Raw genomic sequence first — 19,119 nt, 5'->3', positions numbered from 1 at the left:
TTAGCAACCAGCCGGGCACCGGCCCGCATTTCGATGGGGATGGATATGGCTTTACCCGAATTCAAGAAAGTGTCTACCCACGAAGTCCCGATCATCGATCTTTCGGCCCTGCAATCGGGCGATGCAGCCGTGTACCGGGACATCGCCCACCGTATTGCCGAGGCCTCGCACACGATAGGGTTCTTCTATGTAGTCAACCACGGCATGCCTGTCAGCCGCATCGATGCCATGTTCGATGTGGCGCGCTTCTTCTTCGCCTTGCCGATAGAAGAAAAGATGGCCATCCGCCTGGCGCTGTCGGACAAGTACCGCGGCTACCTGCCTTTCAAGATGATGGGCGCGGATCCCAGCCTCAAGGGAAACCTGCACGAGGCGTTCCAGATCCACGCCGAACTGCCGTCGGACCATCCCGCGGTGCTGGCAGGCAAGCCGTTGCACGGGGCCAACCAATGGCCTCCTTCGCTGCCGGAGCTCCGGACCGCGATGCTGGACTACTACCGCGACATGTCCGGGCTGTCTCAAACCTTTCTGCGCATGTTCGCGGTCGGCCTCGACCTGCCGCCGGACTCGTTCACGCGCTATTTCCAGTGCCCGATGATGCAGCTGCGCATCATGCACTACCCGCCCCAGGAGCCGACCGAGTCGGGCGACCATCTCGGCACCCGTCCGCATACGGACTCGGGCGCCTTCACGTTTCTCGCGCAGGACGAGGTCGGCGGCCTGGAGATCCTCAGCCCGTCGGGCGACTGGATCAGCGTGCCGCCTTTGCGCGGAAGCTTCGTCATCAATATCGGCGAAATGATGAAGGTCTGGACCGACGGCATGTATGCGGCCACGCCGCACCGCGTCATCAACCGCTATGGCCTGGAGCGCTATTCGATGCCGTTCTTCGCCACCCCGGATTTCGATGCCGTCATTACGCCGCTGCTTGCCAATCCCGACCGGGAGCGGGCCGCGTCCATGCCGAAGTTCGCGACTTCGGTGGCCGGCGATCGCCCCATTACTTGCGGCGAGATCCTGACTTACCTGTATGGCCGCATCTGGCCTTCGACCAAGGTGCAGCGCGTCGACGCCTGACGGCATAGCGCGCAGGCTCCCGGCCAGCGCAGCCCGGAGCGTGAACTATGCGGCGGGCCGCCGCCAGCAGGGCAGGGGAGATCTTCGATGACTCGTCAACTTGAGGGGGATTGCATCATGAAAAGCGCCAAATGGATAGGAATGCTCGCATTGCTCGTCACATTGACCGCCCCGGCGGCGGCACAGGATGCCTATCCTGCCCGCCCCGTGCAGTTGATCTACCCCTTCGGCAGCGGCGGAACGGATACGCTGTTCCGCGTGTTCGCCCAGGCGATGGGGAAGATCGCGGGCGTGCAGTTCGTCTATATGAATCGTGAAGGGGCCTCCGGAGCCATAGGCGCCGCGTCGGTCGCCCGCGCGCAGCCGGACGGCTATACACTGATGATCGGGCCGTCCATCGTGATGACCAATCTGCCGTATACGCAGAAGGATCTGCCCTACGGCTTCGACTCGTTCGATTTCGTTTGCCAGTTGAACGTCAACGCTTTCGTGCTGGCGGTCCGGGCGGATGCCCCCTACAAGCGGCTGGAGGATCTGATCGAGGCCGCGCGCAAGAAACCCGGAAAGTTCAACTACGGGCACTCGGGAACCTATACCGACGTCCACCTCAACATGCTTACCATGGCGCGCGAGGCCGGCATCGAGGTGCAGGACATCGCCTATCGGGGCGACGGCCCCAACCTGCTGCGCCTGCTGGCGGGGGATCTCGAATTTACGATCAACTCGGTGGTGTCGGTGGCCAGCCGCAACGACGTACGGCCCCTGGCAGTATTCTGGGACCGGCGCCACCCGGCCCTGCCCGACGTACCGACAGTCCGTGAGCTGGGCTATTCCAGCTTCTTTACCGGTTACCAGGGCGTCTATGCGCCCAAGGGAACGCCCAAGCCCGTGATCGCCAAGCTCGAGGATATGTGCGTGAAGGCGGTAGAGACCGAGGAGTACCAGACGACCGCCCGGAACCAGGGCGCGGCCGTGGTCCCCATGAAGAGTGCATCCTTTGCCTCCGAGGCGCGCGCCAACTACGAGGCGAAGGGCAAGCTGTTCGCCGAACTTGGCGTGCAGCCTCAGTAGACCTGACGGGAAAAAGCTGGCCGGAGCGGGGCGGGGCATCCCCTTGGTCCCGCCGCCGGCCGGAAGGCGCATTACATCGCTTTTGCGCCGGATGCCTTGACGACCTTGCCCCAGCGCTCCAGTTCCTGGCGGACGTACTGGTCGAAATGGGCGGACGTATCGCCGATCGGCACCGAGCCGATATCGAACAGGCTCTTGCGGAACGCCTCTTCGCGGCAGATCTCTTGTATGGTCGACGACAGCTTGGCGACGATATCGGCAGGGGTGCCGGCGGGAGCGACCACACCGTTCCAGACGATGCTCTCGTAGCCGGGCAATCCGGATTCGGCGATGGTCGGCACGTCGGGCGCCTGCGGCTGGCGTTCAGCGCTGGTCACCGCGAGCGCGCGCAGCTTGCCCGATCTCATTTGCGGCAAGGCATCCGACAGGTTGGCAAACGTCAGCTGCACGTCGCCGGCGACGGTCGCCAGCGTGGCCGGCGCGCCGCCGCGGAACGGCACGTGCGTCATCTCGACCTTCGCCATGGACTTGAACAGTTCGCCGGCCAGATGCGTGGTGCCGCCAGGCCCGGCCGAACCGAAGTTCAGCTTGCCCGGCTCTTTGCGCGCCAAGGCGATGAGTTCGGCCACCGACTGGACCGGCAATTTCTGGTTGACCAGCAGCACTTGCGCGTTGCTGCTCACGTTGCTGACCGGGACCAGGTCCTTGAGCGGGTCGTAGGGCAGCTTGTCCATCAGGTGAGGCGAGATGACATGGGCCCCGGTGGAAGACATCAGCAGCGTATAGCCATCGGGCGCTGCAGCCGCCACGTACCCGGTGGCGACCACGCCGCCCGCGCCCGCGCGGTTTTCGACGACGAAGGTCTGGCCGAGTCTGTCCTGCAGCCTCGTGGCCAGCAGGCGAGCGACGGCGTCGGTGTTGCCGCCGGCGGCAAAGGGCACGACGATGCGTACCGGCCGTGTCGGCCAGTCGGCGGATGCCGCGGTGGCGTCGAACGCCAGCACGAAAGAAAAGAGCAGAGCCAAAGCGGACTTGTACATACTGGACCCCTGAGAACGGTTGATTAGCGTTTATTTCCCGCGCCTATGGCGCGAGCGTGCCCCTCGGTGCCTCGACCCCAGCGAGTTGCCGAATCTTGTTCTGGCCGGCGCTGCGGCCGGCTTCCTAGGATGGGGCCCGGAGCGCAGGCGCCCGGACCGCTGATGTCATGCCTGCCCGGCGAGCCACGACAGTTGCCGCGGGTCCGTCGATACGAAATCACGGTCGTCGATATCGACGGCCTTGAACTGCACCCGGGTGTAGCGTCCGCGTTGCTCGAAAGGAACCGTGGCGTCTATCGCCAGCTTGGCGCGTATGCCGTTGCGTCCCACGCGTACGTACTCGTGCCCCCGTCCGTCGGGAATGACGAGCAGGTCGCGTGACGCTTCCATGCGGGTTGCCAGCGCATACTCGACATCGAACGGATCGTGGATGTCGATGTCGTCGTCCACGGCGATCACCTGGTCGAGATCCTTGAGGGCGCCGAACGAGGCCAGCATGGCGTTGCGCTGCAGGCCATCGTGCTGGGGAGAACCCTTGCGCAGGCTGATGACGGCATGGAAGCGGTGCAGGCCGCCGGCCGTCATGCACACGTCGTTGACGATAGGGACGGCGGACTCCAGGACCTTGAGCAGGCTGGCTTCCATCACGTACTTGCGCAGCATGACGGTTTCGCGGCCAAAGCCGTTGATGGCGAAATAGATGGGCGCGTTCCGGTGGGAGAGGGAAGTGACCTGGAATACCGGCGCGTCGCCGTCGGCCGACATGTAGCCGATGAATTCGCCGAAGGGGCCCTCATGCACGAACTGATCGTGCTTGAGCACGCCTTCCAGCACGATCTCGGTACCCGCGGGAATGAGCAGGTCCTGCGTGACGCCGCGGCAGACTTCCACGGGCCGGCCGGCCAGCCCGCCGGCGGCCTTGATTTCGTCCGACGTCTCGGGCATTTGCGATCCCATGGTGGCGGCGGTATAGAGCACGCCCAGGTCCGTCCCTATGCAGACCGCGATGGGCAGGTCCATGCCGCGGCGCTGCGCGCGCTCGAAGGCCAGCCGCAGATGGCGGCCGAAATCGAGCTTGACCGCTGTGCGGTCGGGACCCACGAGCTGCAAGCGGTGGTACGACGCGTTGTAGACGCCTGTTTCCGGGTCCTTGACGATGACGATGCCGGCAGTGATGAAGCGGCCGGGGTCTTTCTCGGTATGCTTGAGTACCGGCAGCAGCGCGCCGATGTCGATGTCGCGCAGATGTACGTTCTGCTTCCACGGGGCATCGTCGACAACCTTGGGCTCGAGCGGATTCGCCAATGCCCTTCCGATGAGCTTGCGTATGCCGCGGAAGTCGATGCCGAACGCCGCTTCGCAGTTGGCCTGCGAGCAGAGGAAGTTCCCCATGACGGGAATATCGAAGCCCTTGACCTTGGGAAACAGCAGCGCGCGGTCGCCGTCCCGGCGCTTGAGGATGCCGGCGATTTCCAGCTCGGTATCGGCTTCTGGCGCATAGGTCTGCAGGCGGCCCGCTTCCACCAGCCGGCGCAGCGCGCTCCGGAAGTCGGTATCGATGATTTCAGGTATGTGCTCGGCCATCTTTGCTCCCTGCTGATTCCCGTGCGTCGCGTAATGAAATAGCTAACTTATTTAGCTATTAATAAAACCATTTTTTCGCGCTGGAGAGAAGGTCGGGAATACGCTTAGGCCCGCACAGCGATGGCGCGCCGATGCACCACGGAGGCCCGGATTCCCCGGGCTGGTGCGGGATGGCGTTGCTTGTGAGGGCGACAGCGCACCGCGCACGGTTTCGTGGGCGGGCGGGGCGGACGCGAGCGTGTCAGGGCTTGATGACGATGCCCGTGTCGATCGTACCGTATACGCTGATGCCGTCGCTGCTGCCGGAGGAGTCCCCGCCCGAGCGGGGAAGCGGCGTGCAGGCCAGGCAGGCCGCCAGAATAAGGGAGCTGATGAAGAGGCGAGTCATGTGCGGTCCATTTTCGGGCCCGATGCGGCTGCCACGAAAGCGCGGACCCGCTCGTCCGTGACGAAGCTGGCCGACGATGTCGCGCCCAGCATTTCATCGGGCGTCATGGGCTTGGCGATTACCCAGCCTTGCACATAGTCTACGCCGAGCTCGGCCAGCGCTTCCAGCGTGTCATAGTCTTCCACCCATTCGGCAATGCTGCGCATGCCGAGATTGCGCGCGAGTTCGACGATGGCTTCGACGATGGCGTAGTTGGCCGGATGCTCGTGCATTTCCTTGACGAAGGAGCCGTCGATCTTCAGGGCATCGGCCGCGAATTCCTTGAGATAGGAAAACGAGGTGTAGCCCGCGCCGAAATCGTCCAGCGCGATCCGGGCGCCGCATGACTTCAGCCGTTCGATGAACCGCCGCGAGTTTCCGATGTCGTGCAGCGCCACGCTTTCGGTGATCTCCATGCACAGGTACTTCACGACTGGGCCGAAGCGGGAAAGAATGCGGAAGGTGTCTTCGATGAAGGCTTCGTCGTTCAGCGATGCCCCGCTCAGGTTGACGCACGCAAAGCGGGTATTGGGCAGGCGGGACAGGTTCTCGGTCAGCCACACCAGCGTAGACGTCAGCACCCATTTGTCCAGTTCGCCTATGGTCCCGTTCGCTTCGGCCGCCGCGATGACCCTGCCCGCCGGGATCATGGCGCCCGAGGAGTCCTGCATGCGGACCAGGACCTCGAAGTCGAGCGAGGCCTCGGGCGCACGCAGCGACATGATGGGCTGCATCACCAGGGACAGCCCCGTGGGCGAAAAAGTGCTGCCCAGTTCCTCGATGAGGCGCAGCTCCTCGGCCCGTTCCTGGAAGGCCGGCGCGTTCTGCTTGTAGATCACGATGTGCCCATGCTTGCCTTTTTTCGCTTCCCGGCAAGCACGGTCGGCTGCGGAAACCGCTTCCTGGACCCGCATTTCAGGCGTGACCTCGATCAAGCCGATCGACACCTTGATCTGGAACGAGCGCCGGCGGAGCTGGAACGGCATGTCGCAGATATCGGCGACGATGCGGCGGCACACTTCGGTCGCGGCCAGCATGGGGGTGTCGCGCAGCACCAGGATGAACTCGTCGCCCCCGATGCGGCCGACGTAGTGGTTTTCTCCCAGCGACCACTTGACCCGTTGGCAGACCTGCTTGAGTACCTCGTCCCCGGTCTGGTGGCCATACAGGTCATTGATGAGCTTGAACCGGTCCAGGTCCAGGTAGGCCAGCGCCACCGGGCGGGAGACGTCGAAGTGCTTGAGCGCGGTCTCGAGTATGTGTTCGATGCCGCGCCGGTTCAGCGCGCCCGTCAGCGAGTCGTTGTTGGCAAGGAAGCGCAGGCGTTCGGTGGCCTTGCGGCGCTCGGTGATGTCTTGCAGCGATCCTTCTATGCGGGTCTGGGCGAAGGTCGCCTTGACCAGGTACCAGCGGGGCTCGGCGCCGCCCAGCGGCAGGGCCTCGATTTCCGCTTCGCCGCCGCGCTCGGCGATTTCCTTCAGGCGTTCCCAGGCCCCGGCCTCGAAATAGCGCTGCCAGCGTTGTTCGTGCAGCGGCCGGCCCGCCAGGCCCAGTCGTTCCTGCATGGCGGTGTTGGCCCGCACGAAGGTGCCGTCGGGCTCCAGTGTGAACAAGCCCACCGGGGTGACTTCGTAGGCGCGCTGCAATTCGGCCTCGGCGTGCTCGCGCTCGACCCGCTCCACGCGGATCTGCTCGGCGAACGCGAACGCCGCCACCAGGCTGGAAGCCAGGGCGGCCGTGACGCTGTTGAGCGCCCCGACCAGGGCCTTGAAGTCGAAGGCGGCCGCGATTACCTCGGAGAAGGTCGAGAACAGGACGATGCCCAGCGCCGCGGCGTACCACAGCGCGATGCGGGAGCGCGTGATCAGCACCATCCGCGCCAGGAAGAAGATCACGATGAAAATGCCCAGCGAGGCCACGACCCACATGGAGGGCAGGAAGTCCGGGAAATCCAGTACCAGCGCCAGCGCCAGCAGCACGATCCCGGCGCGCGAACCCAGCCTGAGCAGCCAGGCATGGCCTACCCGGCTGAGCTCGGTTTTCAGGAACTGGCTGAACAGGGTGTAGGTGATGATGTAGTAGGCGGCGATAGTCAGCTTGCGGGTCATCGCCATCCATTCTGCCGGGATGGCGCGTCCCAGCCATTGCGTATCGAAGCCCATGGTGATGCCGCCCAACCGCAGGTTGCCCACCAGCCAGATCGCGAACAGTACGTAGCGGGCGTCGCGGTTGATCAGTGCGGTCATGAGCGTGAGCACGGCCAAGGTCAGCAGACCGCCTTCGAGGACGCCCGTGGCATGGTGGTAGGCCAGGCGCGACAACACCAGCTCGGATTGCGGCCATGCTTCGACGGTAATGCGGGCCGGGCCCGAAAAGTGGGCCTTGCACAGGATGTCGCGTGGATTGTCGTGGCTGCCCAGCTCCAGCGAGAAGCCGGCTTTGGATGGCTTGATGCGCCCTGTCGTGCCGTTCCGGTTGGCCGAACCGAGGGGGGACAAGTCCGTGGTATTCCAGCATGCGACCTCCTGCGCGTGGCGCGAGGGAAGGTCTATGCTTTGGGGCGTGCGCGAGGGCGGCGCACGGAAACGGAACCAGAACGGTGTTTCGGCCAGCCGTGTGTCGTGGAACCGCACCGGCGGCGCGGCGGATAGGGATTCCAGGGCCTCGCCGGGGGTCTGGTTGGCGCCGTCCGCGGCGGCTACCGAAAAGGGCAGCGCCCGGTCGCCGGCCGTGCCGTAGATACTCGGTTCGAGCGTAAGGGCAACCAGCGAGAAAATGAAGATGGCGGCCGGGACGATGTAATACGAGAAGTTGCTTAAGAACCAGTCGATCGTGGTTGTTACCCCGGCCATGCCGGTTGAAGGTTCCGCCGAACGAGGCAACATGTTCGCCTTTTCAAGAGTGGGCTTTCTCATGCGCGGCCCGCCGGATGGGCGGACCGCCAACCGTGCTGTTCAAGCCTGCGGTTGAAGGAGGGCCTCCTGCTCCGCCGCGGCATTACGCAGCGCATCAATGTTAATCAAATTCCCATCAATCCGAATGTCCGGATGATGGGTCTTGAACACAAAGCCGTACAACGGGTGGTTTCCTTCGCGCCAGCGCTTCTCTGCGGTGGCCACTTCGAAAGCCAGTACGCGGTGCGGAATGTTACCTGCGTGCCGCATAGGGATGAACCCTTGGCCCGGAAAAACCTCCCGGAACATCAGCGCCTCGTACTGGCGATCGAGCGGCGACCGCCCGGCAATGACCATCCAGTCGATACCGGCCTGCACGCAGAACAGGAAATAGGCCTTGAAGAGCGCCGTTTTCGCGACGCGGCCGATACGCTCGCTCGCAACCCCGAGGCGGGTGGCCTCGGCCAGCGCGTGCCCGGTAAGCCAGTCGGGCAGCGTGACCGATTGTTCCAGCCAAAGGGGGCCGCACATGTTGGTCTGGACGCGCATGGTGCCCAGGGGAGCGCCATCCAGTTTCGACTCGGCCAGCAGGACGACCGAGCCGGGATCGTTGTCGTACAGCTCGGGCGTTCCCAGCTTCTCGGCAATCTCCGGGACGTGTCGTCCATAGGCCGATTGCCGCAAGGCGATGGCCTTCTCCAGTGCGTCTCCGTCCCGGGCGACGCGGACCGTGAAAGGCAGGTTTTCCTGAGTCTGTTCGGCCAGGGGCAGGAGCAGGTCCGAACGGGCGGCGTAGGCGGTTTCGTAAGACATTTGACTTCCTCGCGAGAGTTGAAGGGTGTTGCCGTGCGGATATCGCATCGGTAACACCAGATTCGCATGTCTCGGCGAGGTGTTGCTTACAAATGCCTGGTAATTGCGGGTTTAACCTCTCCTTCAGACGGTTGTGTTGTGCATCGCACTATTGGCCGATCACCCAGCCGAAAGGCTGGCCCAGATGAGACTGGCGCCGGCCAGCATGAGCAAACCGCACACCAGCCATTCGACTCCCCTGCGGGACAGGCGGGTCGGATGGCGAGCCTGCCACCAGGACACGGCGGCGACCACCGGTATGGCAGAAACGGCCAGAAGGAGCGAGCGCCAGGAGAAGTGACCACTCCCTGCCACCAGCAGCAGACGCAGCGCCGAGCTGGCGGCGAACATCATGAATAGACATTCCCGCACCTGGGCGCGATCCATAGGCTGGCGATACAGGTGATAGACCATGGGTGGCCCCGAGGTGGAGAACAGGCCGCCCAGCAGGCCGGACAAGGCACCGTAGAACCACAAGGCAGGCTTGCCGGACGGTGTCGGACGCGGGGTGGAATGCACGAGGAGCAGCAGCGAGCAGCCGATGATGGCCACCCCCAGCAGCAGGCTCAGGATGGCGACGGCATTGGTGCTCAGCCAGTCGAGCAGCAGCACGCCGGCCACCACTCCCAGCAGGCTGCTGGCCAGGATAGGGCGCAGCACGGTCCAGTCGAACGTCACGCGGTTATAGCGCCAGTAGGCCAATATGTTGACGAGACTCAGGACGCTGGCGACGTTGGCCGCATCGGTAATGGGCATCAGCCCGAATGCCCCCACCATGCCCAGCAGCAAGAGGGCGAAGGCAAAGCCCGTCAGGTTCTGGCAGTACGCGGCCAGGCCTACGCAGACCAGGTACAGCAGGAAGGTCGGGGCGGTCATGAGGCCTGAAGCACCGCCGAGATGGCGGCCGCGCTGCGCTGCGCATGCTGGGCGAGCGGCGATTCCGGATGCAATTCGTCTTCCAGCGCGAGCCCCGCGACGATCAGCGCGGCGACAGCCTCATCGCCGCGGCCCAGGATCGGGCATGCCAGGGTACCGACCCCCGGACGCATTTCGCTCAGTCCGAACGATATGCCTCGTTGCGCCCGCACGGCATCGAGCCGGTCGCTTACCGCCGCATACCGTTCCTCGCCCAGGTGGGCGACGCCTTTGTCGCGTGGCCACGCCGCCAGGATGGCCCTGCCGCTCACGCTGCCGTCGATAGGAAAGTGCGTCCCGATGTCGGTGATGATGTTCAGCGGGACTGACGGGGTCCAGATTCGCTCGATGATGACGACCTCGTCCAGGGCCGGGATAGAGATCGACACGATGGCGCGGCGCTTGGCCACGCCTTTTTCCTGCAGCTCGATGGCGTGCGGCAGGGCGGCCCGCCTGATGGCAAGGCGGTCATGCTGGGCCGTTCCCAGCACGAGACATTGCGGACCCAGGGTATAGACGCCTTCGCGCGCCTGGACCATGCCCCAGTAGGCCAGCGTGCGCAGCACCCGGTGGACGGTGGTGCGGTCGAGTTCGGTGGCCTGCGCCAGCTCGAGCGCCGATGCCCCACGCGGCAGCCGCATCAAGGCATCGAGCAATACCATGGCACGGTCTATGACCTGGACGCGGTTGCCGGCGGCGGTGGAGTCGAAGGGCGGGCGGGACATGGAACGAGGGTGGTCGAGCGTTGACGACGCGACATGGTATCGCTAATCTGTCGGTGCGTATTGCAAGCTTTTTGTGCGTAATATGCACATAACAATAATGTATGACGGAGGGCGGGGGAACACGTCCTGCGCGTCGTATCATGCGCCGCGCCATATCCGGGCATGGGCCCGCAGCGGGAGTGTTGTCATGTCGTTTCTGCACGTTGTCTCGCGGTTTTCCGTCTTGCTGGCGCTTGCAGCCGGTCCGGTCGCCGCCGCCGATTCCTATCCGTCGCGGCCCCTGCGCCTGGTGGTTCCGTTCGCCGCCGGTGGGGCGGTGGATGCGGTGGCGCGGACCGTGGCCGCGCGCCTGTCGGAAGACCTCGGCCAGAAGGTGATCGTCGAGAACCGGGCGGGCGCGTCCGGCAACATCGGCGCCGAGGCCGTGGTCCGGTCGCCGGCCGACGGCTACACCTTGCTCCTGACCGCCTCGACCTTGGTCGTCAATCCGCTGATCATGAAGGACAAGCCGCCCTTCGATCCGGCCCGCGATCTCACCCATCTCGCGCTGGTCGCGTCCGGGCCGCTGCTATTCGTGACTCCGCCGTCGACAGGAGTCACCTCCGTGCGCGAGTTCGTTGCCAAGGCAAAGGCCGCGCCCGAGAAGTTCAATTTCGCGGTGGGCGGCTTCGGCGCGGCGGGCCATCTCGCGGTGGAGTCCTTCAAATACCGCGCCGGCTTGGCGGTCCCGACCATTCTCTACAAAGGCACCGCGCCGGCGTTGGTCGACTTGATGGGCGGTCAGGTGAGCGGCATGATGGACCCGCTGCTTTCGTCGCTGCCGCCGGTGAAGGCCAACAAACTGACGGCGCTTGCCATCACCGGCCAACGGCGCAGCCCGCTTGCACCCGACGTCCCGACCTTCACGGAGGCCGGTTATCCCGAGGTCAATTTCTCCACCTGGTACGGCTTGTGGGCACCGGCCAACCTGCCGGCGCCGGTGGCCGCCAGGCTCGAGACGGCCGTCAAGCGCATGGTGACCGAGCCGCAGGTGCGCGAGTGGTTTGAACGCCAAGGGCTCGAACCCGCCGGCGTGACGGGCGCGAGCTTCCGTGCCTTCATCGACCAGGAAACGGCCAAGTCGCACGAGATCGTCAAGCTGGCCAATATCGCGGAACAGTGACCCTCGCGCGCCCCGCGCCATGCGGGCCGCGCGAAGCCTCCGTCAGGCGCCGTCGGCCAGCAGAGCCCGCACTTTGGCGCGTTGTACCTTGCCGTAATGCGATTTCGGTATGGCGGGCACGAACCGGACGATTCTCGGTTTCTTGAATCCGGACAGCGTCAGCCGGCAGTGCTCCATGAGCTCCTCTGCCGTCGCGGCCGCACCCTCGTGCAGGACCACGGCGGCAGCGACGATTTCTCCCCATTCGGGATCGGGAAGCCCGGCCGCGGCGGCATCGGCCACCGCCGGATGGCTGCACAAGGCACGTTCCACTTCGTCCGGCAGGATCGATTTGCCGCCGCTGCGTATGACTTCCTTCAGGCGGCCGGTAATGCGCAGCACGCCGCTGTCATCGAGGGCGCCCAGGTCACCGGTATGGAACCAGCCCTCGCGGAATACCTGCGCGCTGAGTTCCGGCTGGCGCCAGTAGCCGGCCGCGACATGATTGCCGCGTATCAGGACCTCGCCTTCTTCGCCTGCTGGAACGGCCTGGCCTTCCCGTTCGATACGGATCTCGCAGCCGAAGACCGGCCGTCCTACCGTACGGATGGCCTGGGCCCGCACGGCGGGGTCGGCCAGCGCGCAGGGCGGCTGGTAGCAGCTCCACGATGCTTCGGTCAGTCCGTACAGAATGCCCAGGCGCGGCCCGAAGCCGTCGATGGCAGCAAGAAAGGTATCCGGCGGTATGGCCGCGGCGCCCACGTCGATGGTGCGCAGCGACGAGAGATCGTGATCCGCGGGCCGGGTTTCCTTGAGCAGGCGCACCAAGTGCGTCGGGACCAGCGAGGTCGAGGTGGCGCGGTGCGCCGACAGCAACTCGAGGAAGCGTTGTGGATGGAAGCGGCCGGCGAGGACGACGGTCCCGCCCGCGGCCAGCTGCGCCAGCACGATGATGGCGGCGATCGGCCACAGGGGCCGCATATTGAGCATGATGTCGCCGGGGCCGTGCTGCCGTGCCAGCACGATGTTCTGCAGCGCTGACGTGATGCTGCCATGGGTGATCATGACGGCCTTGGGAGCGCCCGTGCTGCCGCCGGTATAGTTGAGCGAGGCGAGCGCGGCCGGGGCTGGTGCGGCGGCCGGCCCCGTTTCGGCCGGCGTCACGGCGGCATCGAGCGGCCGCAGCGCCAGGCCCAGCACGCGTGCAGCCAGGTCGTGGGCACGTTCGGCGTATTCGCTGCCATAGGCCAGCATCCTGGCCTGCGCGTCGTTGAGTTGCGCAGCCTGTTCATCGGCGCTCAGGCCAGGATCGAGCGGTACCCTGACCAGCCCGGCCGACATCGAGCCGTAGTCCCACAACAGGTAGGAAGGGGTGTTGTCCCCCAGTATCGCGACCCGGTCCTGTTCCTGCAGGCCCGTACTGCGCAGCATGCGGCCCAGCGCGAACACGTGCGACGTGAATCGGGCAAAGGTCAAGACCTTGCCGTCCCGCGCATCCACGACTGCGGGCCGGTCGGGCCAGTGCTGCGCGCATCGCTGGAGCAGGGCACCGATGTTCATGTCCAGCCCTGCATGACGACGCGGCCTTCCACGGACTTGTCATCGAGCATCGCGTGGGCCGTGCGGATCTCGGTGAACGGCAGTTCGGCGGAAATAATGGGACGGATCTGCCCGGACGCCAGCATGGACAGCGCGTGGCGGATATCTTCCAGCGTGGCGCTGCCCGAGCCCATGACCCGTATCCGGCGGCCGATCAGCAGGCCCGGAAGCACGTCTACAGGCTTGCCGTCGATGTTGCCGAGCACGACTACCGACCCGCCCTGCGCCATCGCGCGCAAGGTTTCCGGCAATGTCATGCCAAGGTTGTCGATGGCGACGTCCACGCCCTGTTTGTTCGTAAGCTGCCAAGCCTGCGCGCTGAACTTCAAGTCCGGGGACACGATGACTTCATCCGCGCCGAGGGACTTGAGGTGTTCCGCCTTGGCCGGGCTGGAGGTGACGGCGATGGAGCGGGCGCCCAGGGCTCGTACGATCTGTATCTGGTGTATGCCCAGGCCGCCGCTGGCGCCCGTAATCAGGACGGTGTCGCCCGGATTGGTGCCGGCCAGCGTGCGCAAGGCCCGCAGGCTGGTGCCGATGGGGCAGCACGACAGCGCCGCGGCCTGCCATGGCAGGCCGCGCGGAACCTGGATGGCCATGGGCGCCGGTACGCAGACGTACTCCGCGTAGCCTCCGACCGTGTCCACGGCCGGAAGGCCCAGGGCCCGGCACATGTCCTGCCTGCCGCGCAGGCAGTTGCGGCACATTCCGCAGAACTGGCGCTGGTAGATGACGACCGGGTCGCCCACACGGTGTGTGATGACGCCGGTGCCCACGGCCACGACTTCGCCTGCGGTTTCGTGGCCCAGCACGACGCCGGCCTTGGCGCCCGGCAGCTTGCCGGCGCGATGCAGGATATCGTGATGGCAGATGCCCGCCGCCTTGACCTGGACGAGCACTTCGCCCGCGGCCGGAGAAGGTGTGGGGACTTCCCGGATCTCCAGCGCGTCGGGCGATCCGAAGGAGGAAAGAATTACGGCTTTCATGATGTCGGGGTACCCCTTGCCAAATTGATTGTGCACTATATGCACATAATGTTTACTATTTACACATTTGCGATATAGTTTGCATAGCCCGGGCCCGGCTGTCAACGCGCGCCCGTTGTCACTCCAATGCGAGGCTTCAATGAGTATCGACTACCGGCCGCTCGATGGCGGCATCTACGAGATCGTCATCAATCGGCCCGAGCGCATGAACGCGCTGGACGTCCCGGCCAAACGGGAGCTCGGCCGCATCTGGCGCGAGGCCGCGCAGGATCCGGCCGTGAGCGTGCTTGTCTTGCGCGGGGCGGGCGAGAAAGCGTTCTGTGCCGGTTCCGATATCAAGGAAATGCAGGCGACCGGCACCATGGTCGATACGCAGACCTTGATGGACGCCATTCCCGGTATTGGGGTGGAACTGAATAAACCGGTGATCGCGGCGCTGCACGGGTTCACCATCGGCATGGGCCTGACGCTGGCCATTCATGCGGATTTCCGGATTGCGGCCGAGACCGGCAAGCTCGGTTTTCCGGAGGTGCAGCATGGCATGCTTTCGGGCGTGAGCGCCGTTACCCTGCCCGGATTGGTGGGCGAGCCGCGCGCGCTCGATCTGATGCTGACGGCCCGGCTGATCGATCCCCAAGAGGCCTTGCGCATCGGCCTGGTCGATCAGCTGGCGCCCGACAGCGCGGCTGCGGCATTGGCGCTGGCGCGCCGCATTGCATCGAATTCAGCCGCCGCCGTCGCGCAAACCAAGCGGCTCATCCTGCTCGAACGCCGGCGCCGCGCGCGCGAGCACGCAGCGGTTATCGATGATGCACGGCTCGCCATTCTCCAATCCAAGGAGTTCGGCGACGTCGTCGCGCATAAACCAGGGGCCGGCCGTATCCGCTGATCGCCGGGTGCGGGTCATGCGGATTTCGGCCCGCCGAACAGTCGGCCGATGTCCTGTTCGGCGAGCAGGGTGACCATTCCTTGCGCCAGCTGCGACAGCGGCCGCTGGCGCGAGGTGGCCAGCACGAGGTTGTTGAGCATGCGTGGCGCGCCGATAGTAGATACCTTGAACGGCCGGCCCCCCAGCTTGCGGGACACCGGAGCGGCGCTGCGCGGGACGATGGCGTAGCCCTGGCCGCTCATGGCCAGCTTGAGCAAGGTATGGACCGCGTCTACCTCCGCGACCACGTTCAGCTTGATGTCGTGAGGCCGGCAGCTGGCCTCGATCACATTGCGGATGGCGTTCGGGATACTGGGAACCAGCACCGGATACCGTTCCAGCTCTTTGGCGGCCAGGCGCTCTGGCAGAGGAAACGCGGGCTTGGGCCGGCCGCACAACACCATTTCTTCGCGATACAGGCTGCGGTATTCCAGCTTCGGGCTGGGTGGCGGGTCGAACAGCAGCGCGATTTCTATCTTGCCCAGGATCAGGTCTTCCCGCAGTGCGACGCTCAGGCCTTCCGACACGGAAATCGAGGCGTCGGGATAGCGGCGGCGGAACTGCTTGACGAGCTCGGGCGTCAGCACATGGGCGATGCGCGGCGGCAGCCCCACGGTCAACCTGCCGGTCGGTTGGTCCCTCAGCGCCTGGATATCGGCACGCGCCTGGCGGGTCAGTTTCAGGATGGCATTGCCATAGGAAAGCAGGCATTTGCCGGACTCGGTCAGTTCGACGCCCCGCCCGGTGCGTAGCAGCAGGTGGGTTTTCAGGTCGAGTTCCAGCAGGCGGATGTGGCGGCTGAGTGTAGGCTGGGACACATCGAGCACCAGCGCCGCGCGGGTCAGGCTGCCCAGTTCCGCGACGCGGACGAAGGACTCGAGCTGTTGCAGGTCCATGGTATTTAATTTTCGGATATCAGATGTAGACGCTATTTTATTGATGCAGTGGCGGCCTGTCCGCACAATGCCGCCTTTTAAACACGAGACCGCGTGGAAGTTGTTTTCCAACGCGGCACCGGAGAGGAGACCCCATGCATATTTCCCGCAAATTCCTTGCACCGGCCGCCATGCTGCTGGGCGCCATGATGGGCACGGCAGCCCATGCCGAGGACTATCCCAGCCGGCCCGTACGCATCGTGATCCCGTTCGCGCCGGGCGGCAGCAACGACATCGTTGGCCGCCTGATCGGAGAAGAGCTGAGCAAGCGGCTGGCGCAGCCCTTCATCGTCGACAACCGTGGCGGCGCCGGCGGCACCATCGGCACCGAGCTGGTGGCCAAGTCGCGGCCCGACGGCTACACGCTACTGCTCATCTCTACGCCGCATACGGCCAATTCGACGCTGTACAAGAAACTACCCTACGACCCGGTGAAGGACTTCGAGCCGATCGCCCGCATCGGCACGGCGCCGTTGCTGATTTCCGTCTATCCCGGCTTGCCCGTCAAGACGCTGTCGGAGCTGATTGCCTATGCCAAGGCCAATCCGGGCAAGCTCAACTACGTATCATCGGGCGTCGGCAGTTCCCAGCATCTGGTCAGCGAGTTGTTCGAGATCCGGGCCGGCATATCGATGACCCATGTCCCGTACAAGGGCGCGGGGGCGGCGCTGGCCGACGTCGCGGCGGGCCATGCGCAGGTATCGGTGGGCACCGTGTTGCAGGCACTGCCCCACGTCAAGGCCAACCGGTTGCGCCCGCTGGCGGTGAGCGGCGGCCAGCGGCAGCCGGTGGTGCCGGATGTCCCCACCGTAGAGGAGGCAGGACTGGCCGGCTATGACGGCGACAATTGGTGGGGTGTGCTGGCGCCCGCGGGAACGCCACGGCCTATCGTCGACAAGCTGAGCAAGGCCATTGCCGATATTCTTGCCGATCCCGACATGCGCCGGCGACTGGAGGCGGAAAGCGCTACGGTGGCCTATCTCGCCCCGGCGCCGTTCGGCGAGTTCCTGACAAGCGAGACCGCGAAGTGGGCCGAGCTGATCAAGCGGCTGGGCATCCAGGCCGATTGAGTCTTGCATGCAGGGAAGGCGCATTTCACTTTTTTGGAAGCGAGCTTATGAGTAAACCTGCCGCGCTGTTGTTGCGGTATTCTCCGGCCCCCGGCGACGTGGCCGCCCTGGAAAGGGTGGCCGCCGAGGCCGTGGCCCGGTATCCCGGCAAATTCGAACGCGTGGATGCCAATCGCGCGCTGGACGGAGCGCACCTGTACCTGTATTTCTGGTCCGGCGATCCCTTCATCGCCGGCGATGAACCGACGGCGGGTCTCGCCAGCCTGAGCCGGCGCCTGGTCCCCGAGGTCACGCCGGAAATCTTCTTGCTGACGCCAGTGCTGGACCTGCCGGGCGTGTCGCACGGCCAGACCGCGCACTTCCATTATGTGGTGGAAACCGACGTGCGGCCCGAGGTGGCCCGCGACCTGAACGGGTGGTACGAGCAAGAGCATTTGCCCGGACTGGCGGCAGTGCCGGGCAATATCCGCGCGCGCCGCCTGGTCGCGGCCAATGCCGACGGCAGCCAACGGTCCTTCGCGTGCTATGACCTCGTTACGTCCGCGATCAAGCAGGACCCCGCGTGGCTGGCGGTGCGTGCCACCGACTGGAGCAGCCGCGTGCGCCCCCATTTCCAGAATACGCGCCGGGTCATGTGCGAGCGGCTTTTTGCGATCGAACCCGGCAAAGGAGCATCATGAATCCGGCAACCCGACAAGATGGCGGGCATGCACTGGTGGACGCCCGCATCACCCGCATCGAAACCATTCCCTTGCGCGTGGCGCTCGAGCGGCCGGCCACCGGGTCGACCCTGAAACTGACGCACCGCTGCACCATCGTGACGCGCGTCCATACCGACGCGGGCGTCATCGGGGAGTGCTTCAACGGCAACGACGACGAGCTGCAGCCGGCCATCATCCGGCTGATTCATGAAGAACTCGAACCGCTGCTGCGCGGCCGCCGCGTGGCCGCGGTCGACGAGGCCTGGGCCTTGACGCGCAAGGCTACCGAGCCTTTCCTGCGCGATCGGCGCGTGGCGCTGCGGGCGCAGGCGTGCGTGGACAGTGCCTTGCACGATGCCGTGGGCAAGCTGGCGGGCGCCCCCCTGCATGTGTTGTGGGGCGGTGCGCGCGAGCAGGTCCCGGTCGTCGCGCTGGGCGGTTATTACCGCCAGAGCGGCGACCTGGAGGCTCTGGCGGACGAGGTGGCGGAACTGAAGGCTTTCGGCATCCATGGCCTGAAGCTCAAGCTGGGCGGCAAGACCCCGGCGGAAGATGCGCTGCGTGCCGAAACCGTGCGCAAGGCCGGCGGCGATGCGTTCGTGCTCGCCTGCGATGCCAACCAGGGTTGGACGCGCGAAGAAGCGCTGGAGTTCGTGCGCCGCACGCGCGACCTGAATCTGGCTTGGTTCGAAGAGCCTTGCCGGTGGGACAACGATCGCGCCGACATGGCGGTGGTGCGGGCCGTGGGGGGCGTTCCGGTCGCCGCCGGCCAAAGCGAGTTGTCACGCTTCGGCTGCCGCGATCTGCTGACCGCCGGCGCGATCGACATCTGCAATTTCGACGCGAGCTGGGGCGGCGGTCCGACCGAGTGGCGCCGGGTCGCGATGCTGGCGTCGGCTTTCAATGTCACGATCATGCAGCACCTGGAGCCGCAGATCGGCCTGATGATGTCGGCGGGGGTATCCAACGGCCGCTATGCCGAAGTCATGCTGCCGTGGCGCGACCCGTTCTTCTACAAGCTGGTTGCCAACCAGCCCGACCGGCCGTTCGTGGACGGTGTCTATACGTTGCCCACCGGCCCGGGGTGGGGCATGACGTTCGACCCGGACTACCTCGAGTTCGCCCGCCGCCGCGACTGACGGCAAGCAAGGACGCCGGCCCCGCCCCGGGGCTG

At 65.3% G+C, this 19,119-nt stretch carries 17 protein-coding genes; 7 read left to right on the top strand and 10 right to left on the bottom strand.

Annotated elements, in window-relative coordinates:
• Window positions 1–45: 45 nt before the first annotated feature.
• Both QHC78_RS02975 and QHC78_RS02970 read left to right on the top strand, forming a co-directional pair.
• Window positions 46–1,077, top strand: coding sequence for an isopenicillin N synthase family dioxygenase (locus QHC78_RS02975; protein ID WP_319742387.1), 1,032 nt, complete (start codon window positions 46–48; stop codon window positions 1,075–1,077).
• An 87-nt stretch (window positions 1,078–1,164) separates the two neighbouring features.
• Window positions 1,165–2,148, top strand: a complete 984-nt coding sequence (locus QHC78_RS02970; protein WP_319742386.1) for a Bug family tripartite tricarboxylate transporter substrate binding protein — start codon at window positions 1,165–1,167, stop codon at window positions 2,146–2,148.
• Between the two features lie 71 nt (window positions 2,149–2,219).
• Here QHC78_RS02970 and QHC78_RS02965 read toward each other — a convergent pair whose 3' ends face one another.
• From QHC78_RS02965 to QHC78_RS02935, 7 genes are all read right to left on the bottom strand, one after another.
• Window positions 2,220–3,188, bottom strand: a complete 969-nt coding sequence (locus QHC78_RS02965; protein ID WP_319742385.1) for a Bug family tripartite tricarboxylate transporter substrate binding protein — start codon at window positions 3,186–3,188, stop codon at window positions 2,220–2,222.
• A gap of 165 nt (window positions 3,189–3,353) precedes the next feature.
• Window positions 3,354–4,772: a UbiD family decarboxylase gene (locus tag QHC78_RS02960; protein WP_319742384.1), complete on the bottom strand. Its 1,419-nt coding sequence runs from the start codon at window positions 4,770–4,772 to the stop codon at window positions 3,354–3,356.
• Between the two features lie 241 nt (window positions 4,773–5,013).
• Window positions 5,014–5,160, bottom strand: a complete 147-nt coding sequence (locus QHC78_RS02955; RefSeq protein WP_319742383.1) for a hypothetical protein — start codon at window positions 5,158–5,160, stop codon at window positions 5,014–5,016.
• On the bottom strand, window positions 5,157–8,084 hold the full coding sequence (locus tag QHC78_RS02950) for an EAL domain-containing protein (RefSeq protein WP_319742382.1): 2,928 nt from the start codon (window positions 8,082–8,084) through the stop codon (window positions 5,157–5,159). The genes QHC78_RS02955 and QHC78_RS02950 overlap by 4 nt, the downstream gene beginning before the upstream one ends.
• 69 nt (window positions 8,085–8,153) lie before the next feature.
• Complete coding sequence (locus QHC78_RS02945) at window positions 8,154–8,954, bottom strand: hypothetical protein (RefSeq protein WP_319742381.1); 801 nt, start codon at window positions 8,952–8,954, stop codon at window positions 8,154–8,156.
• A 111-nt stretch (window positions 8,955–9,065) separates the two neighbouring features.
• Entirely contained in the window at window positions 9,066–9,821 is a 756-nt protein-coding gene (locus tag QHC78_RS02940; protein ID WP_319742380.1) for a TSUP family transporter, read from the bottom strand.
• Window positions 9,818–10,585, bottom strand: coding sequence for an IclR family transcriptional regulator (locus QHC78_RS02935; protein ID WP_319742379.1), 768 nt, complete (start codon window positions 10,583–10,585; stop codon window positions 9,818–9,820). The genes QHC78_RS02940 and QHC78_RS02935 overlap by 4 nt, the downstream gene beginning before the upstream one ends.
• 187 nt (window positions 10,586–10,772) lie before the next feature.
• On the opposite strand from QHC78_RS02935, the gene QHC78_RS02930 reads away from it, so the two are divergent.
• Window positions 10,773–11,747 (top strand): Bug family tripartite tricarboxylate transporter substrate binding protein, encoded by a 975-nt coding sequence (locus tag QHC78_RS02930; protein WP_319742378.1) that lies wholly within the window; start codon window positions 10,773–10,775, stop codon window positions 11,745–11,747.
• A gap of 42 nt (window positions 11,748–11,789) precedes the next feature.
• Here the strand turns inward: QHC78_RS02930 and QHC78_RS02925 are convergent, their stop codons facing one another.
• Complete coding sequence (locus QHC78_RS02925; protein WP_319742377.1) at window positions 11,790–13,286, bottom strand: class I adenylate-forming enzyme family protein; 1,497 nt, start codon at window positions 13,284–13,286, stop codon at window positions 11,790–11,792.
• Window positions 13,283–14,311 carry an alcohol dehydrogenase catalytic domain-containing protein gene (locus QHC78_RS02920; protein WP_319742376.1) on the bottom strand — a complete coding sequence of 343 codons (1,029 nt, stop codon included), beginning with the start codon at window positions 14,309–14,311 and terminating at the stop codon, window positions 13,283–13,285. Before QHC78_RS02920 ends, QHC78_RS02925 begins: the two co-directional genes overlap by 4 nt.
• Window positions 14,312–14,450: 139 nt before the next feature.
• Between QHC78_RS02920 and QHC78_RS02915 the strand changes: the two genes are divergently transcribed.
• Window positions 14,451–15,200, top strand: coding sequence for an enoyl-CoA hydratase/isomerase family protein (locus QHC78_RS02915; RefSeq protein ID WP_319742375.1), 750 nt, complete (start codon window positions 14,451–14,453; stop codon window positions 15,198–15,200).
• A gap of 14 nt (window positions 15,201–15,214) precedes the next feature.
• Here QHC78_RS02915 and QHC78_RS02910 read toward each other — a convergent pair whose 3' ends face one another.
• Window positions 15,215–16,135, bottom strand: coding sequence for a LysR family transcriptional regulator (locus QHC78_RS02910; protein WP_319742374.1), 921 nt, complete (start codon window positions 16,133–16,135; stop codon window positions 15,215–15,217).
• A gap of 134 nt (window positions 16,136–16,269) precedes the next feature.
• Between QHC78_RS02910 and QHC78_RS02905 the strand changes: the two genes are divergently transcribed.
• From QHC78_RS02905 to QHC78_RS02895, 3 genes are read left to right on the top strand one after another with little or no spacing between them, the layout of a single operon-like run.
• A complete protein-coding gene (locus QHC78_RS02905) occupies window positions 16,270–17,244 on the top strand; it encodes a Bug family tripartite tricarboxylate transporter substrate binding protein (protein WP_319742373.1) in 975 nt (324 codons plus the stop codon).
• Window positions 17,245–17,291: 47 nt separating this feature from the next.
• On the top strand, window positions 17,292–17,924 hold the full coding sequence (locus tag QHC78_RS02900; protein ID WP_319742372.1) for a DUF4286 family protein: 633 nt from the start codon (window positions 17,292–17,294) through the stop codon (window positions 17,922–17,924).
• Window positions 17,921–19,084: a mandelate racemase/muconate lactonizing enzyme family protein gene (locus tag QHC78_RS02895; RefSeq protein WP_319742371.1), complete on the top strand. Its 1,164-nt coding sequence runs from the start codon at window positions 17,921–17,923 to the stop codon at window positions 19,082–19,084. The genes QHC78_RS02900 and QHC78_RS02895 overlap by 4 nt, the downstream gene beginning before the upstream one ends.
• The last annotated feature ends 35 nt before the right edge of the window (window positions 19,085–19,119 follow it).

The organism is Pigmentiphaga sp., assembly GCF_033795525.1.
GTDB lineage: Bacteria > Pseudomonadota > Gammaproteobacteria > Burkholderiales > Burkholderiaceae_B > Pigmentiphaga.
The sequence above is the reverse complement of the archived record's forward strand: the minus strand, read 5'-3'. Positions and strand labels throughout refer to the sequence as shown.